The following is a 22,914-nucleotide window of genomic DNA, read 5'->3' on the forward strand; positions in this document are numbered from 1 at the left end:
AGCCACCACTCAAGTGCAACATACCGGCCGTACGGGGCGGTTGAGGTGATTTCATCACCGGAGAAAGCAACGGATCGCAAAAATGCGGTCCGGACCGCGGACTCCGGGAATGAAAGTGTCGCCGACGCCGGTGGAGAAATACTCGCGTAACGGTGGAGCGGAACGCGCTCCTCACCGTGTGTCAGCACCACGCCCCGGCCGCAGGAAGGAGACGGAAGACGATGACGAGCACCCGACTGGCACTCACATTCCCCGGCCAGGGAGCCCAGCGTCCCGGTATGGGCCTGCCCTGGACCCACACCCCCGGCTGGTCAGTGGTGGCGGAGGTCTCCGAGGCCGCGGGCCGGGACATCGAGACCCTGCTGCTGGACGCCGACACGGCGACGCTGCGGCGTACCGACAACGCCCAGCTGACCACCTTCACCCTGGCGCTGGTCGCCATGACGGAACTGCGCCGACAGCACCCGCTGGCCACCTTCCCCGGCGCGTGCGCCGGACACAGCCTGGGCGAGTACTCCGCGCTCGTCGCCGCCGGAATCCTGGACCCGCAGGACGCGGTGCGCCTGATCATGGCGCGCGGTGACGCGATGCGGGCGGCCTGCGAACGCACCGAGGGCACGATGGCCGCGGTCCTCGGCCTGGACACCGACCGGGTCCAGCAGGTGGTCGACGAGATCCACGCGACGGGCGGGCAGGTGTGGCTGGCCAACCTCAACTCCCCGCAGCAGACGGTCATCGCGGGCCGGACGGCCGACGTGGAGCGCTGCTCACAGGCGGCGCAGCGGGCCGGAGCGGTGAAGGTGGTGGCGCTGACGGTCGACGGCGCCTTCCACACCCCGCTGATGGCCGGGGCGGTCGAGCCCTTCACGGCGGCCCTGGCCACGGCCCGCTTCATGCCCGGCCATTCCGCGGTCGTCGCCAACGTGGACGCCCGCGCCCACCGGGGCGGCCCGCACTGGGCGGAGCTGCTGCGCCGCCAGCTCACGGCACCGGTCCGCTGGTCGGACACGCTCCACACGCTCACCGCGGAACTGGCCTGCGACCGCCTCATGGAGATCGGTCCGGGCCGGACCCTGACGGGCCTGGCCAAGGCCACCGTCCCCCGGGTGCCGCGCGACACGTTCTCGGACCCGAGGACCTCCCTGGTCCCCACCCCCGCCGTCTGAGAACAGCCGGGTGACGCGGAGGGCCGTCGAAAACCGCAGCAGCGGTTTCCGGCGGCCCTCCGCGTCGTCCGGTCAGCGACCGAACAGCGCGCGCACCCGCTCCGGTCAGCCGCCGAGCAGCCCGCGCACCCGGTCCGCCCCGACCGCGAGCAGCAGCGTGGGCAGCCGCGGCCCGGTGTCCCGGCTGACGAGCAGCCGGTACAGCAGCGCGAAGAACGACCGCTGCGCGACCTTCAGCTCGGGCGTCGGCTTGGCGTCGGGCTCAAGGCCGGCCAGCGTCTTCGGCACTCCGTAGACGAGCGTGGTCAGCCCGTCCAGCGACCAGTGCGAGTCGAGCCCGTCCAGCAGCAGCCGCAGCGACTCGCGGCCCTCGTCGTCGAGCGAGCCGAGCAGCTCCTTGTCCGGCTGGTCCCGGACGATGGTGCGGGCCTCGGCCGGGACCTGGGTGGTGATCCAGTTCTCGGCCCGGTCCAGCCGGGGCCTGACCTCGTCCAGCGAGGTCAGCGGGGACGAGGGGTCCAGCTCGCTGAGGATGCGCAGCGTCTGGTCCTCGGCCCCGGCGGTGATGTCCGCGACCGAGGCGAGGGTGCGGTACGGCAGCGGGCGCGGGGTGCGCGGCAGCTCACCGGCGGCCGTCCCGATCGCGCGGGCGTGCGCCGCGGCGTCGGCCGGCAGCACGGAGCCGTCGGCGACCTTGCGCTCCAGCGAGTCCCACTCGTCGTAGAGCCGCTGGATCTCCTGGTCGAAGGCGATCTTGAAGGACTGGTTGGGCCTGCGGCGCGCGTACAGCCAGCGCAGCAGCGGCGCCTCCATGATCTTCAGCGCGTCGGCCGGGGTCGGCACACCGCCCTTGGAGGAGGACATCTTCGCCATGCCGGAGATCCCGACGAACGCGTACATCGGCCCGATCGGCTGCACCCCGTCGAAGATCTCGCGGACGATCTGCCCGCCGACGACGAACGAGGAGCCGGGCGAGGAGTGGTCGACGCCGCTCGGCTCGAAGATCACGCCCTCGAACGCCCAGCGCATCGGCCAGTCGACCTTCCAGACCAGCTTGCCCCGGTTGAACTCCTTCAGCCGGACCGTCTCCGCGAAGCCGCAGGCCGAGCAGGTGTAGTTCAGCTCGGTGCTCTCGTCGTCGTACGACGTGACCGTGGTCAGGTCCTTCTCGCAGTTGCCGCAGTAGGGCTTGTACGGGAAGTAGCCGGCCGAGCCGCCGCTGCCGTCGTCCTCGCTCGCGGCGCCGGAGCCCGCCTCGGCCTCCAGCTCGGCCTCGTCGGCCTTCTTCTGCTGCGGCTTCCTGCCCTTGGCTCCCGCCGCCCCGTCCTTCTTGGTCCGGTAGCGGTCCAGGACGGCGTCGATGTCGGCGCGGTGCCGCATCGCGTGCAGGATCTGCTCGCGGTACGTCCCCGCCAGGTACTGCTCCGTCTGGCTGATTCCGTCGTACTCGACGCCCAGCTCGTCCAGCGACGCCAGCATGGCGGCCTTGAAGTGCTCGGCCCAGTTCGGATGAGCGGAACCGGCCGGGGCGGGCACCGAGGTCAGCGGCTTGCCGATGTGCTCCGCCCACGACTCGTCGATCCCCGGGACACCGTTCGGCACCTTGCGGTACCGGTCGTAGTCGTCCCAGGAGATCAGGTGCCGGACGGTGTACCCGCGGCGGCGGATCTCGTCGGCGACCAGGTGCGGGGTCATGACCTCGCGGAGGTTGCCCAGGTGGATCGGGCCCGACGGGGAGAGGCCGGAGGCGACGACGACCGGTTTGCCAGGCGCACGACGCTCCGATTCGGCGATGACCTCGTCCGCGAAGCGGGAGACCCAGTCGGTCTCGGTGCTGCTCTGACTCTGAGCCACGGTCGGCACGTCCTTCTCTCTTGTAGGACTCATAGGGGCAGGGGCCATTCTCCCAGGTACCGCCCACAGCGCGAAAACGGCTTTGCACCCCGTGGGATACTTGACGTCATCCCCTGTACTCCTACGGAAACGGCAGCCAGCTGATGGCCTCGGTCAATTCCCTCGCTTCCACGCTCCAGCAGCAGCTGGCGGACGCCCTGACGGCAGCCCTGCCGGATGCCGGTACCGCGGACCCGCTGCTGCGCCGAAGCGACCGGGCCGACTTCCAGGCCAACGGCATCCTGGCGCTCGCCAAGAAGCTCAAGGGCAACCCGCGCGAGCTGGCCGCCCAGGTCACGGCCGCCCTCCCGGCGAGCGAGCTGATCAAGGACATCGAGGTCTCGGGCCCCGGCTTCCTGAACATCACGCTCTCGGACAAGGCGATCACCGAGACGCTCGCCGCCCGTGCCGCGGACGGCGAGGACCGGCTCGGCGTCCCGTACAACAGCGCCGCGGGCACCACCGTCATCGACTACGCCCAGCCGAACGTCGCCAAGGAGATGCACGTCGGTCACCTGCGGTCCGCCGTGATCGGTGACGCGATGGTCCAGATCCTGGAGTTCACCGGCGAGTCCGTCGTCCGGCGCCACCACATCGGTGACTGGGGCACCCAGTTCGGCATGCTCATCCAGTACCTGATCGAGCACCCGCACGAGCTGGACCACAAGGACGACGAAGCGGGCAGGGCCGACGGCGAAGCCGCCATGTCGTCGCTGAACCGGCTCTACAAGGCCTCCCGGGCGCTCTTCGACTCCGACGAGGAGTTCAAGGCGCGCTCGCGGGACCGGGTGGTCGCGCTCCAGGCCGGTGAGCCGGAGACGCTCGCCATGTGGCAGCGGTTCGTCGACGAGTCGAAGATCTACTTCTACTCCGTCTTCGACAAGCTCGACATGGAGATCAGCGACCCCGACATCGTCGGTGAGTCCGGCTACAACGACATGCTGGAGGAGACCTGCCGGATCCTGGAGGAGACGGGCGTCGCCGTCCGCTCCGAGGGTGCGCTCTGCGTCTTCTTCGACGACGTGCTGGGCCCGGACGGCAACCAGGTCCCGCTGATCGTCAAGAAGACGAACGGCGGCTACGGCTACGCCGCGACCGACCTCTCCGCGATCCGCGACCGGGTGCGGAACCTCAAGGCGGACAGCCTGCTGTACGTGGTGGACGTGCGGCAGTCCCTGCACTTCAAGATGGTCTTCGAGACGGCCCGCCGGGCGGGCTGGCTGAGCAACGGCGTCAAGGCGCACCAGCTGGCGTTCGGCACCGTCCTCGGCAAGGACGGCAAGCCGTTCAAGACCCGTGAGGGCGTCACCGTCAAGCTGGAGGACCTCCTCGACGAGGCGGTCGAGCGGGCGACGGCCGTGGTCCGGGAGAAGGCCGAGAAGGTCGGCCTGTCCGAGGAGGAGATCGTCGAGAACGGCCGGTACGTCGGCATCGGCGCCGTGAAGTACGCCGACCTGTCGACCTCCGCCGTGCGGGACTACAAGTTCGACCTGGACCAGATGGTGGCGCTGCACGGCGACACGTCGGTCTACATCCAGTACGCGTACGCGCGTGTCCGGTCGATCCTGCGCAACGCCGGCGAGGCGAAGCCGGTAGCACACCCGGAGCTGGAGCTGGCCCCGGCCGAGCGGGCGCTCGGTCTGCACCTGGACCAGTTCGGTGAGGTGCTGTCCGAGGTGGCGGCAAGCTACGAGCCGCACAAGCTGGCCGCGTACCTCTACCAGCTGGCCTCGCTCTACACGACGTTCTACGACCAGTGCCACGTCCTGAGCGAGGACAACCCGGCCGAGGTCGTCGAGAACCGGCTGTTCCTGTGCGACATCACCGCCCGCACCCTGCACCGGGGCATGGCGCTGCTCGGCATCAGGACCCCCGAGCGGCTCTGAGCGCCACACTTTCCGTACGGGGCCGCTGACACCTCCTGACCCGGAGTGCTGTCAGCGGCCCTTCGTGCGTCCGGGCCGGGCACGGTCCCGGCACGGTGATGCCTCAGGAGGGCGAAACGCCTACCCCTGTGACGTCGGCGCCGATGTCGCACCAGGTAGTGGAGGTCCCGCCGGACACCGCTCGGTTGCCGAAGTGCCGGTAGGTGCCGTAACCGGCCTTGTAACAGTCGATGAACTCGGTGAACGCCCCGCCCGTACAGCTGACGGAGGCGCCGTGGTGTCCCCCGCTCCCGGTCAGGAGCTTGGGGGTGCTGCAGGAGAGCCCGGCCGGGGCTGCTCCGGCGGTCGGGGCCAGGCCCAGCAGCCCCCCGCCGGCCAGCGCGAGAGATGCGGCGACAGCTGCGACGCGGTGGTGACTACGCACGTTCGTCTCCTCTGAGGATCGGGCAGAAGCGATCGGTCCGATTCAGCCTGATCGACTTCAGGACCCGTCCACCAGATCGCCCGGACCAACTGGCCGAAAGCCGCATACCGTTCCAGGCGGGACGAAACGATCCCCGGCGGGGGCCGGTGCCACCGGAGACGGCCGGAGGCCTGGGCCGGGACCGCGTCACGGTCCGGCGCCGGAGCCCCGGAACCACGAAAGGAGTGACGGGCGGTCAGCCGAAAACCGATTACGGACAGTCATTCGACGACGGCGTACTCACCGCGCAGAGTCACCACTGCCGTACCACCGGGCGCGCAGTCGTACTACTCGGGCCGCCCGAGCGCCCACCCGGACACGTCGGACAGCCGCCCGCGCCACAGCGGCAGCCGCAGCGGAGCCGTACCGCCGAACACCAGGGTGGCGTCGCGCAGATGGATCCAGCGGGGCAACTGCTGACTGTCCTCGCCGCCTCGGAGCTCCTGGATGCCCTGGTCCACCGTCTCGGGGAACGCCGCGATGAGGTTGGCGCCCTCGCCCTCGACCTGCCGCAGACTCCTGGACCACTCGGCCTTCCAGGCCTCGTGCCCGATCACGTCACCGTGCAGCACCCCGGCCGGGATGGTCAGCGTGAGCGGCAGACCGGAGCGCGTCTCCCGGTCGAGGAGCTGGATCAGCAGCTGGAGCTGGAGATCGGGCACCGCCTCGGTGATCACCGCGGTCGAGTCCGGTGCGAGATCGACGGACTCGTTCATGGGCTTGTTCCCTTCGCAGCACTGTCTGGTCCCGCTCCCCTGCCCCGAGAAGACCGTCGCACGCCTCAGAACGGACGGCCACCCGTACGGACCAATTTCGGATACACCGCAACAGGCCGGGTACACGCAGCGAGGACCGGCCACCGCGCCATTTCCTCAGGGGTGAACCACATGACCGCACAAGGCATCGCGCCCGAACTCCCCGAACTCCCCGAACTCTCCGTCGAGGACGCCCGCTCGGAGCCCGCGCCCCCGCCGCTGCGGGCCTCGGAGGCCCGCGAGTCCGCCGCCGCCTTCGTCGCACGGCTGAGCCCGGCGCCGTCCGCCCGCGCCGTCCAGAACCTGGTCCTGCTCGTCTCGGAGCTGGTGACGAACGCCATCCGGTACGCCGGAGGCGTCACGGCCCTGTCGTTCGGGGCCGACCACCGCGCGCTGCACGTACGGGTCGTCGACCCCAGCCCCGCCCATCCGCAGTGCCGCGTCCCGGACCTGACCGGCCAGTCGGGCGGATTCGGCTGGCCGATGGTCCTCCGGCTGTCCAGCAGCGTCACCGTCCACCGCCACGGCAACCAGGGAAAGACCATCCTGGCGACGCTGGCCCGCTGACCGGCCCACCGGCCACGGGCGAGGAGGTCACAGGAAGCGGCGGAACGGCACGACCGACGCTTCCCGGAGCCGCTGCACGACCGACCGCCGCTTCCACCGGCCGCCCTTGATCAGGGCACTCGACTCCAGGTCCTGATCGAAATGGCCGTCGAGCGTCGCGGTGAACGTGCGGTCCATCACGGCGAGCATCACTTCCTCGTCGTGGTCCAACGAGCGCCGGTTGAAGTTGGTCGAGCCGATCAGCGACGCGACGCGGTCGACGGTGATCGCCTTGGTGTGGATCATCGTCGGCTGGTACTGGAAGATCTTCACCCCGCAGGCGGTGAGGTCCTCGTAGTGGAGCTGTCCGGCCAGCTGGCAGACCCGCTTGTCGGTGTGCGGCCCCGGCAGCAGGATCTCCACCTCCACCCCGCGCCGCGCGGCGGCACAGAGCAGCTCCACGAAGTACGCGTCGGGCGCGAAGTAGGCCGTGGTGAGCCGCACCCGCTCCTCGGCGGATTCCAGTACGACGCGGAGCAGCGTCTGCATGTCCTGCCAGCCGAAGCTGGCCGAACCGCGCACGACCTGGACGACCGCCTCCCCGCACTGCCGCGTCCGCAGGAACCGGTCGCGGTCGTCGAACAGTTCCTCGTGGCACTCGGCCCAGTTCTGCGCGAACGCCGCCGCCAGTCCGTCCACGGCCGGTCCGCGCACCTGTACGTGGGTGTCGCGCCACTCGTTCTCGTCGCGGGCGTCCCCGCACCACTCCTCCGCTATGCCGACGCCCCCGGTGAACGCGGTGTCCTCGTCGACCACGAGGACCTTGCGGTGGCACCGGTGGTTCTGCTTCAGCGGTGAGAGGTAGAGGGGCTTGCGGAACCACGCCACCTGGACGCCCGCCTCCTCCATCGCCGCGAGCTGGTCCTTCTCGATCAGCCGGCTGCCGAACCCGTCCAGCAGCAGCCGGACCCTGACCCCGGACCGGGCCCGGTCCGCCAGCGTCCGGGCGAACTCCCTGGCTATGTCGCCGCGCCAGTAGACGAAGGTCACCATGTCCACGGTGTGTTCGGCGCCCCGGATGCTCTCCAGCATCGCGGCGAAGATCGCGTCGCCGTTGCGGAGCGGGACCACCTCGTTCCCCTCGGTCGCGGCGATCCCGATGAGCCGTTCCAACCGCCGCCGCAGCCTGAGCGCGCGTTCGGCGAGGAGCTCGGTCTCCGGCTCCTCAGGGGCATCGACGGCGGAGGAACCGGACGGCTCGGGGCCGACGCGCTCCGGTCTGCCCTCCATGGTGCTGGTCATACGTCTCCTCGACGGTCGTCACTGGGCGGTTGCCGGCCCGCCGCTCCCCGCGGAAGCGGCCCCCGCGCACCTTCCCACGACTCCGTCGTCCAAGCGTTCGCCCTCCTGTGACGGTTCAGACAGCGCCCAGGAGCCCGAGCACCTTGCGGACCGCCTCGACCACCGGCTCCCCGACCGTCGACACGGTGGCCGCGATCCCGGCGACCGCCAGCAGCGCGCGGTGCCGCTCCTCCGGTGCCTGCGGCGCGCCGTCCGCACCGGTGAGGGCGGGCAGGTTCTCGTCGAGCGCGCGGGCGCTGACGGGCGGGAGCTGCGCCCGCAACTCACCGACCAGCCTCAGCAGTTCCCGTACCGCCTCCTGCAACTCGGGCGAGCCGGAATCGGCGGCGGGCGGGGCGAAGTGGTTGTTCTGGATGCCCGTGTTGCCCGAGCCGCCGTACATGTTGACGTTGTCGCCACTCATGAGTTCGCAATCCCCACGTTCCCGGTTCCGCCGTACATGTTGACGTTGTCCCCGAAGTGGTAGATGTGGGGACTCGCGCTGATGCTCTCCACCCGCACGGTGAACTCCGCCTCCGGATGGTCGATCGCGTGCGCGATCCGGCCGACGAGCTGGATCAGCTGCCCCGGATCGCGGCTGGTCACCATCGCCGTGGACGGCCCCGACGTCTCGACGGCCAGCACGAAGTGCGAGGGCGCGGAAAGTACCGTCATCAGCTCGATCAAGTAGTAGATCAGCCCGCCGACCGTACCGAGCCAGACGATCGTGATGAACGGACCCCCGCTGCTCTCACCCCGCCCGATGGAAGCCACCGTGTCCACCAGCAGGATGAGCACGGTCATACCGACCGCGATCGCGAGCGTCAGCGCCACGCGCTTGCAGAAGAGCGCGATGGCCTCCTTGCGGCGCGGACGCAGCACGAAGGTGAACACCCGGGCGATGTTCTCCAGCGGGTACGCGGCCGGCCCGACCCACAGCAGCCGCTTGCCGACCCTGAGATCCACCGCGTGCACGAGGGGCGGCGGAGGCGCACCCATGGGGCGCGGCGGTACGGCCGGTGGCTCCATGACTCCCCCTCGAATGATCAGCTCGGCGCGAAGGACCAATTAAGCGCCGCGCGCCCGGTCAACGCAAGTCAAAATCATTCAACGACACGTCGGTGTCCGGGAGTTGGCGGAAATCCACCCTCCCAGCCGAGTTTCCCGTCGAGGCGCAGGCTCGCACCGTCCTGGGCGCCATCGGTCACGGCGAACGCATCGACACCATCCGGGCCAGTTGGACGTCCTGGCGGGGCAGGGCCATCGAGCCCGTCATCCGCGAAGCCCTGTGGCGACTCGGCTCCGACGACGGGCAGCTGCCCGCGGGCACCGATGCGATCGGCGGCTACTGGACCCGCACCAACGACCCGGAGATCGACATCGTCGGCGCCGACCGCGCCCCCATCGCCAAGAAGATCACCCTCGTGGGTTCGGTCAAGTGGCTGGAGAGGAAACCCTTCGACGACCGCGACCTCGCCCGCCTCGTCACCCACCGCTCCCGGCTTCCGGGCGCCGACGACACCACCCCCTTGCTCGCCGTCACCCGCAACGGCTGCACCGCCGACGTCCCCAGCCTCACACCCGAGGACCTACACCACGCCTGGACCTGATTCCGTGACCGGCGGTGCGGACCGCCGCCGAGCCCGCCCCCGGCGGCGGTCCGCACCGCACCCCGGCCCCCTACGAAGGTGCCCGCAAGGCGTCGACCGGTTCCATCCGGGCGGCGCGCAGCGACGGGTAGAGGCCGGCGAGCAGGCCCACGAGGGCTCCGGCGAGCGGGGCGCCGAAGGCCAGGCCCAGGTCCAGTACCGGCGTCCACTGCTTGACCACGGCGACGCACACCACGACCGTGATGCCCAGGGCCGCGCCGACGATGCCGCCGAGCAGGCCGATGGTCGTCGACTCCAGCAGGAACTGGCCCGCCACCTGCCGCCTCGAAGCCCCCAGGGCGCGGCGCAGGCCGATCTCCCCGACCCGTTCCATCACCGTCACCAGGGTCACGTTGGCGATGCCGATCGCGCCCACCACGAGCGAGACCAGGCCGAGGACGAGGAAGAGGCCGTTGACGTCGCTCTGAACGCCGTCGCGGGCCTTGGACAGGTCGGGCGGTGCCTCGACGCCCAATGCGTCCTGGTGCCCGGGCGCCAGGGCGATCGGTGCCTGGCGCGCCACCTGCCGGGCCGCGCCCATCGCGGTGTTGACCAGGACGAGGTCGACGTCGCGCAGGGCGAGGCGGTCCGCGGCGACGGTCGGCGGGAGTATCACGGCGGTGGACAGGCGCCGCTCGCGCTTGATGCCGCCGAGGATCCCGATGACGGTGTACGACTGGCCCTGGAAGAAGACCGCGGGCGCGTCCTCCACCCGGCTGATGCCGAGCAGCTTCGCCGCCTGGTCACCGAGCACGGCCACCTGGTCGCGCCGGTCGATGTTGCCGGTGTCGTAGAACCGTCCCGCGGTCATCGTGCCGCGTACGGCGGCGGGCAGTCCGTCCGAGGCGGCGACGACGGCCAGGGTCTGGCCGGAGGCGTCGCCGGGCGCGTTCACGTCGTTGGACCGCACCTGGACGCTGTTGGTCTCGGCGGAGTCCGCGAGCGCGGCGACCGACTCCACACCGGCGAGGCGCCGGACCGCGTCGGTGCCCGACCATCGCACCAACGGCCCGTCGCCGTTCTCGCCCGGTGGTGCCGCCGGCACCTTCACGGCAACCGAGGTCGCAGTGAGCGCGTCGAACCGTCCGACGATCTGGTTGCCCGCGGTGGACGCCACCCCGATGGTGATGACGAGCGTGGTGATGCCGAGCACGGTGCCGAGCGTGGTCAGCGCGGACCGCACCGGGCGGGCGAGGATACCGGCGAGGGCCTCCGTCCACAGGTCCCTGGGGTCCATCCAGGGACGGGCCGTACGCGCTCCGTCCACCGCGGCCGCCCCCGTCGCCGGCACGGCCGGGGCGCTTCCCGTACGCGTCACGTGGTCTCCAGGGTGAGGCCGCCGTCGGTGATCCGGACCCGCTGCCCGGCCCGGCGGCTGACCGCTTCGTCATGGGTGATCAGGACCAGGGTCATGCCCTGGGCGCACAGGTCGTCGAAGAGCTCCAGGACCGACAGGGTGTTCTCGCTGTCCAGGTTTCCGGTGGGCTCGTCACAGAGCAGCAGCGCCGGGTCCCCCATCAACGCCCGTGCGATGGCGACGCGTTGGCGCTCGCCGCCGGACAGCCGGTCGGGCCTGAAGCCCGACCGGTGTCCGACCCCCACCCGTTCCAGCGCCTGGCGCGCCCGTTCCGTACGGCTGGCCCGCCCGCGCCCGGGGCGCGGTCTGCGGTACGCCTCCGCCAGCATGACGTTCTCGTCCACCGTCCGGTACGGGAGGAGGTGGAAGGACTGGAACACGAAGCCGATCCGGCTGCCGCGCAGCGCGGTGCGTTCGAGGTCGCCCAGCGTCGTGGTCTCCACTCCGTCCAGCCGGTACGAGCCCGCGGTGGGCCGGTCGAGCAGGCCCAGCGTGTTGAGCAGCGTCGACTTCCCGGACCCGGAGGGCCCGACGATCGACAGGTGCTCTCCCCGTCGTACCGTCAGATCCACGCCGCGCAGGGCGTGCACGGGTGGTTCGGTGTCGAAGGTCCGCCGCACGCCGGTGAGTTCGATGACCGTGTCCCGGGCGCTGCCGCTCTGCGGTGCGTCCCCTTCGACTGCCGGAGCGGCAGCCGTCACCGGGCGTATCACTTGCCGACCACCACCGCGTCGCCCTGTTTCAGCCCGGCGCCGTCCGGCTTCACCTCGACGAGGCCCGACGCGGAGAGCCCGACGGTGACCCGTACGTCCCTCACGCCTGTGCCCCGCAGGACCTGCACCCGGGCCTTTCCGTCCGCCGAGGTCCGGACCGCGGCGAGCGGCACGGTCAGCACCTTGCCGTCGGAGTCGCCGATCTTGATGGTCACCTTCACCGAGGCCCCGGCCTGTCCGGCCATCGGGCCGGGGTCGGGTACGGAGATCCGCAGCTGGACCGGGGCACCGGGGTTGGATCCGGAGGCGTCGGCGGCTCCGCCGTCGCCCTCACCCGTTTCGGACCCGGCGCCCTCCGTGGCCGTCCCGGCGGAGGCTTCCTGGCCGCCGCCGTCCTGCGGTGCCGGGGCCGCGGCGTCGGCGCCCAGCGCGGCCACGGTGCCGTGCGCCTTCTCGCCCCCGTTCGTCGTCAGGTCGACGGCCATGCCCTTCCTGAGCAGTTCCGCGTCCGAGCCGGGGACGACCGCCTGCACCACCAGGTCGGAGCTGGTCACCGTGCCGATCTGGCCGGACGGTACGTCCCCCGTCTTCACGGTCACCTTGTCCAGCCGTACGGGCAGCTTCGGGAAGAACACGGCCTCTCCGGCCGGGACCTTCGTACCGTAGGAGGCCTGGAACGTGCTGAGGGCGTCGTTCGCCATGTCCAGTGACTTCTGGGCGGACTTGAGCTGGATGCCCCGGACCTTCTTGTCGGTACTGCTGTCGGTACTGCTGTGGGTGCTGCTGTCGGTGCTGCCGGCCGCGCCACTGCCTGTACTGCTGTCGGTGCCGCTGCCCGTGCCGCTGCCCGTACTGCCGTCCGTGCCGCCGTCCGTGCTCCTGGCCGTGCCGGTCTTCGGGGCCGGATGGGTCGAGCCGGCGCCTGCGGCCGTCGTGGTGAGGAGTGCCTCCTGGGCGGAGGACACCGACTGCTGCAACGTGCCCAGCTGCTGCTGCTCGTCCGGACTGGGCTGCTGCGCCTGGTACCCCTTGTGCGTGTACCAGCCGGTGACCGCGGCGGCCGTGCCCTGGCCGAAGGTCCCGGTGACGCCCCCGGGCTCGAACCCGAGCCGCACCAGGGCCTTCTGGAGCTGCTTCACGTCATCGCCCGTCATACCGGGGCCCATGGCGCGGTACATCGGCACGGTGCCCTGCAACGCGAGTACCGGGCGGCCGTTGACCGTCATCAGGACGTCGCCCTCCTTGACCTCGGCACCGGAGACCGGCGCCTTCGTGACCCGCTGTTCCGCGCCCTCACCGCCCGCGGTCGCGGCGGTTCCGGTGCCCACGGCACCGGCCAGCGAGAGGGGCTCGGGCGAGTCGAACTCGACGGATCCGGTCGTCACCACGGTCGCGGTGAGGGACTGCCGCTGGACGGCGACGGTCACCGGGCCGGCCTTGGGCGCGCTGCGCGCGGCGGCGGCGTCGGCGGGCGAGTGCACCTGGCTTCCGGCGACCCAGCCGCCCGCGCCGACCAGGACGACCGCGCCTATCACCGCGCCCAGTTGCTTGCGCGTGCTGAGCCGGTTCACGCGCCGTCCCCCCAGTACGGGTGGGCCTTCTCCTTGGGGTAGTACGCGGCCCGGAAGGCCTTGCCGCACTCCAGGTCCTTCAGGGCGACGTCGATGTCCTTGGTGAGGAGCGGCAGCGCGGCCTCGCTGCTCAGCTGGTGGTGCTCGGGCAGCTTGGCCGTCCGGTCGAGGCGGACCATGGTGGACATGCCGGTCGGCTGGGTGGTGGAGACCGGGATGCCCTGGCCCCGCAGGCAGGTGGCGTACTGCTGGGCGAGCTGCACGAGCTGGGTGTCGCCGTTGAGCGCGAGCCCGTTCGTGCGGTTCGTCTCCTCCCTGTTGGACTGCTCCTTCTTCGCCGCGGCGGCGCTCTGCTCCGGTCCGTACGCCTTGACCCTCGCCACGGCCGTGCAGCCGCGGGGCTTGTCCAGCACCGTCTTGTCGGTGGTCTTGGGGGGTACGCCGTTCAGTGCGGCGTCGTACGCCTTCAGCTGGGCGGGGGTCATTCCCTTCTCGTCGTCGTCGGCCGGGGTGACGGTCTTTCCTCCGACCCGGCCGCCCGCGTTACTGAAGGGGGCCTTGGGGTCATTGGGGTAGGCGTCGGCCGCGTACATGCCGAATCCGTACTTCTGCCGGAACTTCTTCGACACCGCGTAGTCCTCCCCGTCCATTCCGGCGAGGGGGTCATCGGTGGACGGCGCCACCACGTGCGGGGTGTAGGTGAAGCCCTGCTTCTTCATGCAGGCCGCGAGGGCGTTCTCCAAGATGTACGTCTTCTTGACCTCGTCGCTCGTGCCGTCCGGGACCGCGAGCTGCCCGGAGCCGTCGGCCGCGGGCGTGCCGTCCGCCGCCGCGGAACCGGCGTCCGGGGCGGCCTTGTCGTCCGAACCGCCGCAGCCGGTCGCCAGCGGCAGCATGGCGACCGCCATGGCCGCGATCAGGGAGTCGCGCACCGCTCTTTTAGACATGTACATGCCATTCTCCTGTTCAGGGGGTGTCTCCGGCTGTCGGCCGTCGGTGGCCGGTCGCCCGTGGTGTGGGGTCTGCGAGGCCGGCGGCTCAGCCGCCGCCGGTCGGCTCGACGGCGTCGAAGAGCCGGTAGTCGGTGGCCAGTTGGGTCAGCACGCGCTTGTTCGGCACGGTGCCCTCCAGGTCCCGTCTGCCCTCGCTGCGGGGGCTGGAGATCAGCTGCACCGTCCAGCCGCCCGAGGTCAGGTAGGACAGGCCCCAGGCGTACCCGACACCCGGGGCCCGCATCCGGGCGGGCAGCTTGTCCATCTGCATGTAGTACTCCAGCACGGCGTCCCCCGTACGCGTCCGGAGAGCCGAGCACCTGGTCAGTCGGCCGCCCCAGGGACTGGTGAGCAGCCGGCCACGTCCGTCCTGGCACCGCCAGATCTCCGCCGGGGGCGCGAGCGGTGCCGCGGACCGGGCGACCGTCACATAGAGGCTGGTCACGAGCCCCGTCCTGTCGGTCATCCGGAAGTACCCGGGCCGCGGGGGCCGCGCCGGCTCGATGGTGCCGGCCGAGGCGGGGAGGATCGACCGCAGGAGCTCGGGCGAGGGATACCAGGCCGAGGGCTCCGCGGCGGGCAGCGGCTGCCGGTTCTCCTGTGTCACCGGTGCGAGCAGCCCGTATCCGCCGACCGCCACGACCACCGCCATGACCGCGGTACCCAGCGCGGCACCGATCCGGCGCCTGCGACGGATGCGGGCACCGCGCGCGACAGCGCCCGGCACCAGATCAGGCATGGGCGGCTCCGGTCCGGTGTCCAGCTCGCCCAGCGCATCGGCCAGGGCGAACCCGTGCTCGTCGCCGCTCCACTTCTCCGCCATGCTCAGCACCCCGCCTTCGGATAGCCAATTCCCGCGCCTCTGCCCATGCCGTCGCCGCTCCCGAGCTGCGCCGCGAGCGGTGTGTCGCCCAGGACGCGGCGCAGCGTGGCCAGCCCCCGGGAGGTCTGGCTCTTCACGGTGCCGGTGCTGCACCCCAACGCCGCCGCGGTCTCCTCCACGCTCTGGTCGTGCCAGAACCGCAGCACGAGCACCGCCCGGCCGCGCGCCGGCACCTGCCGCAGCGCGGCCAGCAGCATCAGCCGCAGGTCCGGATCCTGCGCCGGGGCCGCCACGTCGTACTCGTGAACACTGGAGCGCTCCCACCAACGCCGCCGGCGGGTCTCGTCCACGAACGTCCGGAACAGCACCTTGCGGGCGTAGCTGTCGGGCGAGTCCATCCGCACCCGGCGCCACACGGCGTACAGCTTCGCCAGCGCCGTCTGCGTCAGGTCCTCGGCGAGATGCCAGTCACCGCACAGCAGATACGCCGAGCGCCGCAGGTAGGCCTGCCGGCTGCGCGCGAACTCGTCGAACTCGACGGGGGCACCGGCGAGGTCGCCGATGTCGGAGGCGCTCGGTCCGTCCGGCGCCCGCGTCACCGGCCACCTCCGCCCGGCACCGGCGCGGTGCGCGGTGAGAAGTACTTCATGCCGTACTGACGTGGTGACCCGCGCGGGAGGTTGTCATCGATTCAGAAATACTTTCGCACCAGTCCTCCTCGGACATCCAGGGCCCGGCCGTCACACCTCCCTGCGGAACAGGCACCAGACCACCTTGCCGGGACTGCGCTCCCCCACACCCCACCCGTCGGAGTACGCCGCGACGATGAGCAGCCCCCGCCCCGACTCCCCGGCGGGCTCCCGCGCCACGGGCGTACCGTCACCGCTGTCGTGCACCTCCATCCGCAGCAGCCTCCCCGCCTCCTGGAGCAGCAGCCGCACCCGGTACCCGCGCCCCGGCGGCACCCCGTGCACCAGGGCGTTGGTCGCCAGCTCGCTCACGCACAGCAGTACGTCGTCGGCCCGCGCCCCGTACCCCCAGTCATCGGCGGCGGCCCGCACGAACTCCCGCGCCGCCCGCACCGATCGGCGCTCCCGCCGGTAGAACCGCTCGCGCAGGAGCACGAGTTGCGTCGTCTCGTTCATGAGACGAGAGTCACAGTCCGTGACTAGGCTGTCGCCCTACGCGAGGCCGTACACATTTCTTGTACGGGCCGATCATGCGTGAAGTACGGACGAGAGTGGGGAGTGGGGCCGCATGCACCCCAGGAATCGGCAGCGCAAGAACGCGTCGGCAATGAAGCTCGTAGGAGCACTGGTCGCCCAGTTCCGCAGAACGGCAGGGCTGACGCAACGCCAACTGGCCGACCGCTCCAACACCCAGCCGGAAACCATCGCCTCCATCGAACAGGGCCGCCGCGCCCTTCTCCCGCCACTGGCCTGCGTCCTGGACGACATCCTGGAGACGAAGGGAGCGCTGGGCACGGCCCTGGAGTACATGCCGGAGGTCGACCTGATCCCGGCGTGGGCCGAGGAGTACATGGACCTGGAACGGATGGCGCTGGCGCTGTCGTTCTTCGCGAATCAGGTGCTGCCCGGCCTGTTGCAGACGGAGTCGTACGCACGGGCCGTCTTCGGCAGCCGCGTTCCCGCGTTCAGCCCGGAGGAGATCGACGCCCACATCAGCAACCGACTGGAGCGTCAGGAGATCATGCGGCGCAAACTCCCGCCCACCACGAGCTTCATCATCTCCGAGGCGATCGTGCGGGCACCCTTGGGCGGCGCCGCCGTGCATGAGGAGACCCTCCGTCACCTGCGCGCATGTGCCGATCTCCCAGGAATCACGCTCCAGATCATGCCGCTGGACCGAGCCACCCACGCGGCTCTGGACGGCCCGTTCGTCCTGCTGGAAACACCGGACTACCAGCACCTCGCCTACACCGAGACACAGCGCGGCAGCCAGCTCATCTCCGACCCCGACGAGGTCAGTATCCTCGGGCAGAAATATGCGATGCTGCGAACGCAGGCCCTCAACACCGAGGAAACGAAGGACCTGCTGGACCGGCTGCTAGGAGAGTTATGAGCACCGCATACACGTGGTTCAAGTCCAGCTACAGCGGCAGCGAGGGCGGCGAATGCCTCGAAGTAGCCTACGACTGGCGGAAATCCAGCTACAGCAGCGAACAGGGCGGAGCCTGCGTCGAGGTAGCCGCACACCCCCTCGCCGTACACGTCCGCGACTCCAAGAACCCCGAGGGCCCCGCGCTCACCGTCGCGCCCACCAGCTGGGCGGCGTTCACCGAGCACGCAGGGAGCTGACGGGCCGACTGTCAGTGGGGGCGCCTAGGGTTTTGGGATGGCGACGCTTCCGAATCCTCTGCGCTCCCCGGCCGCTGCCGGGCTCGAACTCCCGCCCGGCAGACTCGTGGACGACACGGTCGGCGGCACGTGGACCGAACCCCTGCTCTGGTACGGGGACGAGTCCGCGTCTCCTGGATCGTGGGCGGCGATGCGTGCGTCGGGGCGGCCCGTCGGACTGCTGCCGGTACTGATCGACGGCGGGATGCGCACCCAGTGGCCCGAGCGCTGGGACCTCGCCCCGGCCCGGACGACGTACGCCGGGGATCATGACGCCGAGGACGTACTGAGCGAGTCGTGGGAGGCCTACGCAGAGGACGAGCTGAACGACGCACCGGCCGACTGGCCGGGCCTGGCTCCCGTGCCGGCCGAGGCAGGCCCCGACACCCCGGACGGCCTGGCGGCCGAGATCGCGGACCAGCTGACCGGGATGGACTTCTCACCGGCCGGAATGCGGGCGGGGCTGGTGCCCGCGCGGCGCAGCGCGGACATACCGGCGGCGATCGGCTGGTCGGGACCGCTCAACCACGAGAACGACGTGGCCCGGCTCTGCGCGGTCCTGCGCTCCTGGGAGGACCGCTTCGGGGCCCGGGTCGTGGTGCTCGGCTTCGACACGATGATCGTCTCCGTGAGCCGCCCGCCGACCACACCCGCGGAGGCCGAGGCACTGGCGGCCGAACACTTCGCGTTCTGCCCGGACAACATCCAGCAGTCGACGCTCAACAGTCTTCAGGCATACGCGGAGAAGGCCCTGCTCAAGCAGGAGACGTGGGCGTTCTGGTGGGACTGAGCCCTCAGTGAGGGATCCGGCTGCGGGTGGTCAATCCGCTGACCGATCGCGTAGAAGACCCGCAAGGTGCTGAGGACCGTACGTCGCCAGTGCCCACAGGGCGCTGGTCTCCCGCGCCCCTGTCCAGACCCCTTCACCGGTCGGAGCGCGGAAGAGGGCAATGTCTATGCCGTACTCGTCAAAGGGGTCGGAGCACAAGTAGCGAGCGCCACCGGTTCCGCAGAGGTACGTGTCGGCACCGACCGCCCTGGCCAGGTCTGCGAGCCTTTGCGAGCGGCCGGCGCGTGCGGGGTGAGCGCTGCTGTGAACGACGGAGCCGCGCCAGCCGAGCAGTTCGAGCAGCAGCCGGGTGGAGGCTTCCGCGATCACCGCCGTGCGGTCGGAAACCGTCATGAGTTCCAGGACGGGTGTGATCACGGAGGAGAGCGTGGACCAGTACGGGCTCCGGCCGTAGTACTGCCGCAGCAGCAGGTCCACTCTTTTGCGGCTGAGCCCCGGGTCCACGATCAGCACTTCATTGATACGGCTCTGCCGTCCGTGCGGCAGGTGGGTCGCGAGAGTGAGCCACTGCCGCTGTGCCGGTTCCTCCAGTGCCGCGAGACGGGCCCGGTGTTGGGAAGTCCCGCCGGGCGAACTGCACGTCGTCGAGCACGACCCAGCAGTCTGCCGAATACAGCTTCGCCAACGTGGAGAGCCGGGGGAAGAGATTGGGCTGATGGATGGCGCAGCGGGTTCTCTCCAGCGTCGCGGAGCGCTCGGGGTCAGTCGCGGAGGAGCCAGGCGTCGTAGCCGCGCTTTGACAGTCGCTCGAAGGCGTCGTGCACACGCTCCGGCACCTCCTGCTCGATCGCGAAGCCCCGTCGCGGGTACTCCATGACGCGTTGCGTGTCACCCACCATCATGGCGACGAACCCCGCCTCGTCCTCCTGGTACTTGGCGTACTCGTCGAAAGACACCGTCTCGGATACGCAGACGACCTCCACCTCCGGCCACTGCCTGCGACACGTGGCGTACGCCCGGCGCTGCATGTAGGGCATGCAGACCAGCAACACCGAGTCCACGTGCTTCCCGGCCTCCTCCAGCACAGCGCGGGCAAAAGTGATGTTCTGCCCGGTGTTGGTCGCGCGCGGCTCCAGGAGGATCGCCTCATCCGGCACGCCGAGGGCGAGCGCTTCTTCTCGGAAGTGGACGGCTTCGCCCCGGGGGAAGCGTCCCAACGTGGCTTCTGTCACGGCCCCGGTGAAGACCACCGTCGGGAAGAGGCGCGCACGATAGAGCGTGGCCACCGCAGTGACGACCCCGATGTCGCAGCCGCCCAGGGCGACGGCGGCGGAGACAGGACGGGCTCGCTGGTTCAATGTGTTGAAGTCCCATAGCGTGCGGGCGTCGTCCCGGTCGGCGTCGTTGATCGGGGCCATGCGTACTCCTCGGTGTCGCGGATGGTTTCGATGCTGCGCAACTGGTGCTTGAGCCCATGCTTCCCAGCCATATGGGCGGCCCCGGCCAGGATCGCCCGCCCTTCGTCGGCGGTGGCGGGGTCGGAGAGCAGAATGTGCGCCTGCGCAGTGTCAATTTGGACGTGCTCCAAAGGTGAGTGGGGACGGCCGACCGAGCGCGCTGTGTCCATGAAACACAGGGCACGGGTGAGGTCGCCGACGCCCCGGTGGGCCAGAGCCAGCTTCTGCTGCGACACTGCCCACTCCTCGGGTTCCGCGAGGTCGTGAAAGTTTTCTGCGGCCGACCGCATGAGGGCGATCGCAGGCGCGGCATGTCCCTGCTTGGCCAGTGCCGTACCGATCCAGAGCCGGGCCCGCGCACGATCGCGGGCACTCAACCGCTCGTCGCTGGTGAGTGCCTCATACCGGGAGGCAGCGGCCGAAAGCCGTCCTGACATCTCCGCGACCACGGCGAGCGTCAACTGAATCTGAGCCGCCCGGCGCGGAATACCGAGTTCGATGAACATGCTGTGCGCGTCCAGATACAGGGATGTCGCAGTGAGCAGATCCTGCGTGCTGCCTTCCAGGCGCCGCCTGTCCCCGGCCAGCGTCAGGGTCCGCGCGTAGAGATACTGCCCTTTCTCGTCGAGCTCTCGGGGAGTACACCGCAGCCATCGGCCAAGGAGGGCTCCGGCGAAACTGAAGTCCTGGCGGCTCAGGCAGACTGCCGCTCGTTCCAGGTCGTCGGCCCAAGTCTCGTATTCCCAGGCATGGGGGCCGCTGACGGTGACCCGCCGGACGGAACTGGCACCAGGTTTTCCGGCCTCGGAGAGGTTGGTCTCGAAGCGAAGGTGCACGGCGGCCTCCGCACGGGCCAGCGCAGTGTCCAGGATGGCCTGGGTATCTTGCCTCGGCGCGGTGGAGGAGAGGAGCTTCTCCCACTTCGAGATCGTCCGGGTGCCTACGCCGAGATGAGCCGCGAAGGTCCGGACACTCATCCGGAGGGCAAGACGCAGTGCTCTGGCTTCCAGGCCGGTCCAGTGGTGCACGGTCGCCACGGGCCCCTCCTTTCCTGCTGTCATGCAAGCACACCGACCGATGGCAGGCGACGAAAGTGCCACGAAGGTGCGACAAGCGGCCATTGGAGCGGCCCGCTGCTCACGACAGGCTCGACGGACCAGCCGCCGCTCACGAGATGGTCCGCGATGCAATCCATAACCGAACTCCGCCCGGTAGACAGGCCGGTTGTCTACGGCTACCTGCGATTTCGCCGTGCCTCAGCTGCTCGGCACGTGGCACTGGTGACGGCCCTGACCGGGGTGCGACGTGCGGTCAGCCATCGACACGCCGGCCGAAGACCGGGGCGTCGATGAGCGTTCCCCGTACGGAAAAGTCGTCTGGTCCCGCTTCAGGACAGTGCCGGCTCCTCAGCCTGCCTGGTCCCTCTCGATTGTCTGAGAACGAGAAAGGAGAACTGCCATGGAGTCCTTCGAGCGCGCAAGGCTGGACGCCTACTTCACGAAGATCGCCGCTCATTTCCTGCCCCGGGAACGCACTACTGCCTTCCTGATCACCCACCTCTTGGCCGAACGCCCCAGCTTCGTCCGCGCGGTGGCGTCCCTCAGCGATGTACGCGCCGTACTACCCAAGCCCAAGTCGATCGACGCGGCAGCGCGGCGTGACGTCGAGCGGTCCGTCAGCGTCGACGCCCTCTCGCGCGACCTCTTCAACGACCCCGACACCGCGCTCGACTACATCGAGTCCCGTGCTGGGGGTGAGCGCACGGTTCTGCTGGATGTCGGCGGCTACTTCGCACCCGTTCTCGCGCACCTCCACGAGCGGTTCTCCGGAGAGATCACCGGTGTCGTCGAGGACACCGAGAACGGACACCGCCGGTATGCCGCGCTGGAGAAACTCCCCTGCCCGGTCGTCTCGGTAGCCCGCTCACCGCTGAAGGACCCCGAGGACTACCTCGTCGGTCAGTCGGTCGTCTTCTCCACGGAGGCGGTGATGCGCGGCCGGGGCGACATCCTCCACGGCCGACCCTCGCTGGTCATCGGGTTCGGCAAGCTGGGCAGTTCCATCGCGCGGCTGCTCCAGGCGAAGGGCGTGCACGTGACCGTCTTCGACATCGATCCCGTACGACGCACACAGGCGCTCTCCCAGGGCTTCGCCGTCGCGCGGGACCGCGAGGCCGCCCTGACTGGAGCCGGCCTCGTCCTTTGCGCAACCGGTGCGGTCTCATTACGCGGGGAGGACTTCGGGCACCTTCGCAACGGGGCCTACGTAGCCACCGTGACGAGCAGCGAAGACGAACTGGAACTTGATTCCCTGCCGGAGGTCTACACACGGACAGCCGTCGGCGACCACGTCACCCGCTACCGGACCACCGGCCATTACTTCTATCTGGCGAACGGCGGGAACGCGGTCAACTTCCTGCACGGCGCCAGCGTTGGACCGTTCATCTTCCTCGTTCAAGCGGAGATCCTCGCGGCGATCAGACTGCTCACCGACCAGCACCTCGCTCCTGGACTCCACGAGATCCCCGCATACGACCGCGCCGCGATCGCGACGACCTGGCTCTCCTACTTCAACAGGTGACAAACATGCCCATCAGCAAGGACCACATCCGCACGACCCTGAACAGCTACCTCAGAGTCCACCCCGAGGAGAAGCTCGGTCTGAGTCCGGTGCTCGCCCTCCTGGACATGGACGCAGACCTCACCTCCCGCAAGGAATTCCGCGCCCACGCCACCGCGGGCGCGGTCCTCGTCGACCCTGACGCCCGTGTCCTCCACATTCACCACTTGGCGCTCGACAAGTGGCTCCTGCCCGGAGGCCATCTGGAGCCGGAGGACACCGACCTCCATGCGGCCGCCCTCCGTGAGCTGTGCGAGGAGACCGGTATCTCCTCGATGTCGGTGACCCTGGCGGACCCCACCCCGATCGACATCGACGTGCACCCCATCCCGGCAAACGACGCCAAAGGAGAGCCCGACCACCAGCACGTCGACTTCCGCTTCCTCTTCCGCACGGAGAGCGCTGACATCAGCACGCTCCAAACCGAGGAGGTCACGGATGCGGCGTGGCTGGGAGTGGACACCATCACGTCGCGGAAACTGGGCCGCAGACTGATGAACGCACTGCGCTGAATCGCGCACCACACCGTTGGTAAC

24 protein-coding genes and 1 pseudogene are annotated in these 22,914 nt (G+C 70.0%); 9 read left to right on the forward strand and 16 right to left on the reverse strand.

Annotated features, from left to right (window positions below):
• Window positions 1–221 precede the first annotated feature (221 nt).
• Window positions 222–1,166: an ACP S-malonyltransferase gene (locus OG892_RS17005; RefSeq protein ID WP_073737119.1), complete on the forward strand. Its 945-nt coding sequence runs from the start codon at window positions 222–224 to the stop codon at window positions 1,164–1,166.
• Window positions 1,167–1,271: 105 nt separating this feature from the next.
• Here the strand turns inward: OG892_RS17005 and lysS are convergent, their stop codons facing one another.
• Window positions 1,272–3,029, reverse strand: a complete 1,758-nt coding sequence (gene lysS / locus OG892_RS17010) for a lysine--tRNA ligase (RefSeq protein ID WP_199884472.1) — start codon at window positions 3,027–3,029, stop codon at window positions 1,272–1,274.
• A gap of 134 nt (window positions 3,030–3,163) precedes the next feature.
• On the opposite strand from lysS, the gene argS reads away from it, so the two are divergent.
• Complete coding sequence (gene argS, locus OG892_RS17015; RefSeq protein ID WP_371629608.1) at window positions 3,164–4,945, forward strand: arginine--tRNA ligase; 1,782 nt, start codon at window positions 3,164–3,166, stop codon at window positions 4,943–4,945.
• Between the two features lie 103 nt (window positions 4,946–5,048).
• Here the strand turns inward: argS and OG892_RS17020 are convergent, their stop codons facing one another.
• Complete coding sequence (locus OG892_RS17020; protein WP_371629609.1) at window positions 5,049–5,369, reverse strand: hypothetical protein; 321 nt, start codon at window positions 5,367–5,369, stop codon at window positions 5,049–5,051.
• Window positions 5,370–5,695: 326 nt separating this feature from the next.
• Entirely contained in the window at window positions 5,696–6,124 is a 429-nt protein-coding gene (locus OG892_RS17025; RefSeq protein WP_073737116.1) for a hypothetical protein, read from the reverse strand.
• Window positions 6,125–6,295: 171 nt separating this feature from the next.
• Here OG892_RS17025 and OG892_RS17030 point away from each other — a divergent pair, with 171 nt between their 5' ends.
• Window positions 6,296–6,730, forward strand: a complete 435-nt coding sequence (locus OG892_RS17030) for an ATP-binding protein (RefSeq protein ID WP_327337556.1) — start codon at window positions 6,296–6,298, stop codon at window positions 6,728–6,730.
• Between the two features lie 27 nt (window positions 6,731–6,757).
• On the opposite strand, the gene OG892_RS17035 is transcribed toward OG892_RS17030, so the two are convergent.
• From OG892_RS17035 to OG892_RS17045, 3 genes are all read right to left on the reverse strand, one after another.
• Entirely contained in the window at window positions 6,758–8,011 is a 1,254-nt protein-coding gene (locus OG892_RS17035) for a phosphatidylserine/phosphatidylglycerophosphate/cardiolipin synthase family protein (RefSeq protein WP_073737115.1), read from the reverse strand.
• Between the two features lie 115 nt (window positions 8,012–8,126).
• Entirely contained in the window at window positions 8,127–8,474 is a 348-nt protein-coding gene (locus OG892_RS17040) for a DUF5955 family protein (RefSeq protein ID WP_073737114.1), read from the reverse strand.
• Window positions 8,471–9,079 (reverse strand): DUF6232 family protein, encoded by a 609-nt coding sequence (locus tag OG892_RS17045; RefSeq protein ID WP_371629610.1) that lies wholly within the window; start codon window positions 9,077–9,079, stop codon window positions 8,471–8,473. Before OG892_RS17045 ends, OG892_RS17040 begins: the two co-directional genes overlap by 4 nt.
• Window positions 9,080–9,195: 116 nt before the next feature.
• Between OG892_RS17045 and OG892_RS17050 the strand changes: the two are divergent.
• A pseudogene (locus OG892_RS17050) lies at window positions 9,196–9,660 on the forward strand (DUF234 domain-containing protein); the annotation flags it as partial.
• A 70-nt stretch (window positions 9,661–9,730) separates the two neighbouring features.
• Here OG892_RS17050 and OG892_RS17055 read toward each other — a convergent pair.
• The 7 genes from OG892_RS17055 to OG892_RS17085 all read right to left on the reverse strand — a co-directional run bounded on the left by OG892_RS17055 (window position 9,731) and on the right by OG892_RS17085 (window position 16,300).
• Window positions 9,731–11,017 (reverse strand): ABC transporter permease, encoded by a 1,287-nt coding sequence (locus OG892_RS17055; protein WP_371629611.1) that lies wholly within the window; start codon window positions 11,015–11,017, stop codon window positions 9,731–9,733.
• Entirely contained in the window at window positions 11,014–11,757 is a 744-nt protein-coding gene (locus OG892_RS17060; protein ID WP_371629612.1) for an ABC transporter ATP-binding protein, read from the reverse strand. Before OG892_RS17060 ends, OG892_RS17055 begins: the two co-directional genes overlap by 4 nt.
• 8 nt (window positions 11,758–11,765) lie before the next feature.
• The gene (locus OG892_RS17065; protein WP_371629613.1) at window positions 11,766–13,340 is read right to left on the reverse strand and encodes a peptidoglycan-binding protein; all 1,575 of its coding nucleotides are present in this window, start codon (window positions 13,338–13,340) and stop codon (window positions 11,766–11,768) included.
• Window positions 13,337–14,287, reverse strand: coding sequence for a hypothetical protein (locus OG892_RS17070; protein ID WP_371629614.1), 951 nt, complete (start codon window positions 14,285–14,287; stop codon window positions 13,337–13,339). The genes OG892_RS17065 and OG892_RS17070 overlap by 4 nt, the downstream gene beginning before the upstream one ends.
• 91 nt (window positions 14,288–14,378) lie before the next feature.
• Window positions 14,379–15,155 carry a hypothetical protein gene (locus OG892_RS17075; protein ID WP_371629615.1) on the reverse strand — a complete coding sequence of 259 codons (777 nt, stop codon included), beginning with the start codon at window positions 15,153–15,155 and terminating at the stop codon, window positions 14,379–14,381.
• Window positions 15,156–15,157: 2 nt separating this feature from the next.
• Complete coding sequence (locus OG892_RS17080; RefSeq protein ID WP_073737310.1) at window positions 15,158–15,718, reverse strand: SigE family RNA polymerase sigma factor; 561 nt, start codon at window positions 15,716–15,718, stop codon at window positions 15,158–15,160.
• Window positions 15,719–15,895: 177 nt separating this feature from the next.
• Window positions 15,896–16,300 carry an ATP-binding protein gene (locus tag OG892_RS17085; protein WP_371629616.1) on the reverse strand — a complete coding sequence of 135 codons (405 nt, stop codon included), beginning with the start codon at window positions 16,298–16,300 and terminating at the stop codon, window positions 15,896–15,898.
• Between the two features lie 151 nt (window positions 16,301–16,451).
• Here OG892_RS17085 and OG892_RS17090 point away from each other — a divergent pair, with 151 nt between their 5' ends.
• From OG892_RS17090 to OG892_RS17100, 3 genes are read left to right on the forward strand one after another with little or no spacing between them, the layout of a single operon-like run.
• Window positions 16,452–17,237, forward strand: coding sequence for a helix-turn-helix domain-containing protein (locus OG892_RS17090; RefSeq protein ID WP_371629617.1), 786 nt, complete (start codon window positions 16,452–16,454; stop codon window positions 17,235–17,237).
• Complete coding sequence (locus OG892_RS17095; RefSeq protein WP_371629618.1) at window positions 17,234–17,473, forward strand: DUF397 domain-containing protein; 240 nt, start codon at window positions 17,234–17,236, stop codon at window positions 17,471–17,473. The genes OG892_RS17090 and OG892_RS17095 overlap by 4 nt, the downstream gene beginning before the upstream one ends.
• A gap of 37 nt (window positions 17,474–17,510) precedes the next feature.
• Window positions 17,511–18,302, forward strand: a complete 792-nt coding sequence (locus OG892_RS17100) for a DUF4253 domain-containing protein (protein WP_371629619.1) — start codon at window positions 17,511–17,513, stop codon at window positions 18,300–18,302.
• Window positions 18,303–18,332: 30 nt separating this feature from the next.
• On the opposite strand, the gene OG892_RS17105 is transcribed toward OG892_RS17100, so the two are convergent.
• From OG892_RS17105 to OG892_RS17115, 3 genes are read right to left on the reverse strand one after another with little or no spacing between them, the layout of a single operon-like run.
• Window positions 18,333–19,082, reverse strand: coding sequence for a WbqC family protein (locus tag OG892_RS17105; RefSeq protein WP_371631645.1), 750 nt, complete (start codon window positions 19,080–19,082; stop codon window positions 18,333–18,335).
• Window positions 19,064–19,720: a YdcF family protein gene (locus OG892_RS17110; RefSeq protein WP_073737105.1), complete on the reverse strand. Its 657-nt coding sequence runs from the start codon at window positions 19,718–19,720 to the stop codon at window positions 19,064–19,066. Before OG892_RS17110 ends, OG892_RS17105 begins: the two co-directional genes overlap by 19 nt.
• On the reverse strand, window positions 19,657–20,796 hold the full coding sequence (locus OG892_RS17115; RefSeq protein WP_073737104.1) for a DNA-binding transcriptional regulator: 1,140 nt from the start codon (window positions 20,794–20,796) through the stop codon (window positions 19,657–19,659). Before OG892_RS17115 ends, OG892_RS17110 begins: the two co-directional genes overlap by 64 nt.
• Window positions 20,797–21,217: 421 nt before the next feature.
• Here OG892_RS17115 and OG892_RS17120 point away from each other — a divergent pair, with 421 nt between their 5' ends.
• Both OG892_RS17120 and OG892_RS17125 read left to right on the forward strand, forming a co-directional pair.
• Window positions 21,218–22,339 carry an adenosylhomocysteinase gene (locus OG892_RS17120; RefSeq protein WP_073737103.1) on the forward strand — a complete coding sequence of 374 codons (1,122 nt, stop codon included), beginning with the start codon at window positions 21,218–21,220 and terminating at the stop codon, window positions 22,337–22,339.
• A gap of 5 nt (window positions 22,340–22,344) precedes the next feature.
• On the forward strand, window positions 22,345–22,890 hold the full coding sequence (locus OG892_RS17125; protein ID WP_073737102.1) for an NUDIX hydrolase: 546 nt from the start codon (window positions 22,345–22,347) through the stop codon (window positions 22,888–22,890).
• The last annotated feature ends 24 nt before the right edge of the window (window positions 22,891–22,914 follow it).

The sequence above is a fragment of the Streptomyces sp. NBC_00341 genome, from assembly GCF_041435055.1.
Classification (GTDB): domain Bacteria; phylum Actinomycetota; class Actinomycetes; order Streptomycetales; family Streptomycetaceae; genus Streptomyces.

Coding starts and splice junctions, on each gene's coding strand:
- OG892_RS17005 (WP_073737119.1), top strand. CDS start 222: ATGACGAGCACCCGACTGGCACTCACATTCCCCGGCCAGGGAGCCCAG.
- argS (WP_371629608.1), top strand. CDS start 3,164: ATGGCCTCGGTCAATTCCCTCGCTTCCACGCTCCAGCAGCAGCTGGCG.
- OG892_RS17025 (WP_073737116.1), bottom strand. CDS start 6,124: ATGAACGAGTCCGTCGATCTCGCACCGGACTCGACCGCGGTGATCACC.
- OG892_RS17030 (WP_327337556.1), top strand. CDS start 6,296: ATGACCGCACAAGGCATCGCGCCCGAACTCCCCGAACTCCCCGAACTC.
- OG892_RS17035 (WP_073737115.1), bottom strand. CDS start 8,011: ATGACCAGCACCATGGAGGGCAGACCGGAGCGCGTCGGCCCCGAGCCG.
- OG892_RS17040 (WP_073737114.1), bottom strand. CDS start 8,474: ATGAGTGGCGACAACGTCAACATGTACGGCGGCTCGGGCAACACGGGC.
- OG892_RS17045 (WP_371629610.1), bottom strand. CDS start 9,079: ATGGAGCCACCGGCCGTACCGCCGCGCCCCATGGGTGCGCCTCCGCCG.
- OG892_RS17070 (WP_371629614.1), bottom strand. CDS start 14,287: ATGTCTAAAAGAGCGGTGCGCGACTCCCTGATCGCGGCCATGGCGGTC.
- OG892_RS17075 (WP_371629615.1), bottom strand. CDS start 15,155: ATGGCGGAGAAGTGGAGCGGCGACGAGCACGGGTTCGCCCTGGCCGAT.
- OG892_RS17085 (WP_371629616.1), bottom strand. CDS start 16,300: ATGAACGAGACGACGCAACTCGTGCTCCTGCGCGAGCGGTTCTACCGG.
- OG892_RS17090 (WP_371629617.1), top strand. CDS start 16,452: ATGAAGCTCGTAGGAGCACTGGTCGCCCAGTTCCGCAGAACGGCAGGG.
- OG892_RS17095 (WP_371629618.1), top strand. CDS start 17,234: ATGAGCACCGCATACACGTGGTTCAAGTCCAGCTACAGCGGCAGCGAG.
- OG892_RS17100 (WP_371629619.1), top strand. CDS start 17,511: ATGGCGACGCTTCCGAATCCTCTGCGCTCCCCGGCCGCTGCCGGGCTC.
- OG892_RS17110 (WP_073737105.1), bottom strand. CDS start 19,720: ATGGCCCCGATCAACGACGCCGACCGGGACGACGCCCGCACGCTATGG.
- OG892_RS17120 (WP_073737103.1), top strand. CDS start 21,218: ATGGAGTCCTTCGAGCGCGCAAGGCTGGACGCCTACTTCACGAAGATC.
- OG892_RS17125 (WP_073737102.1), top strand. CDS start 22,345: ATGCCCATCAGCAAGGACCACATCCGCACGACCCTGAACAGCTACCTC.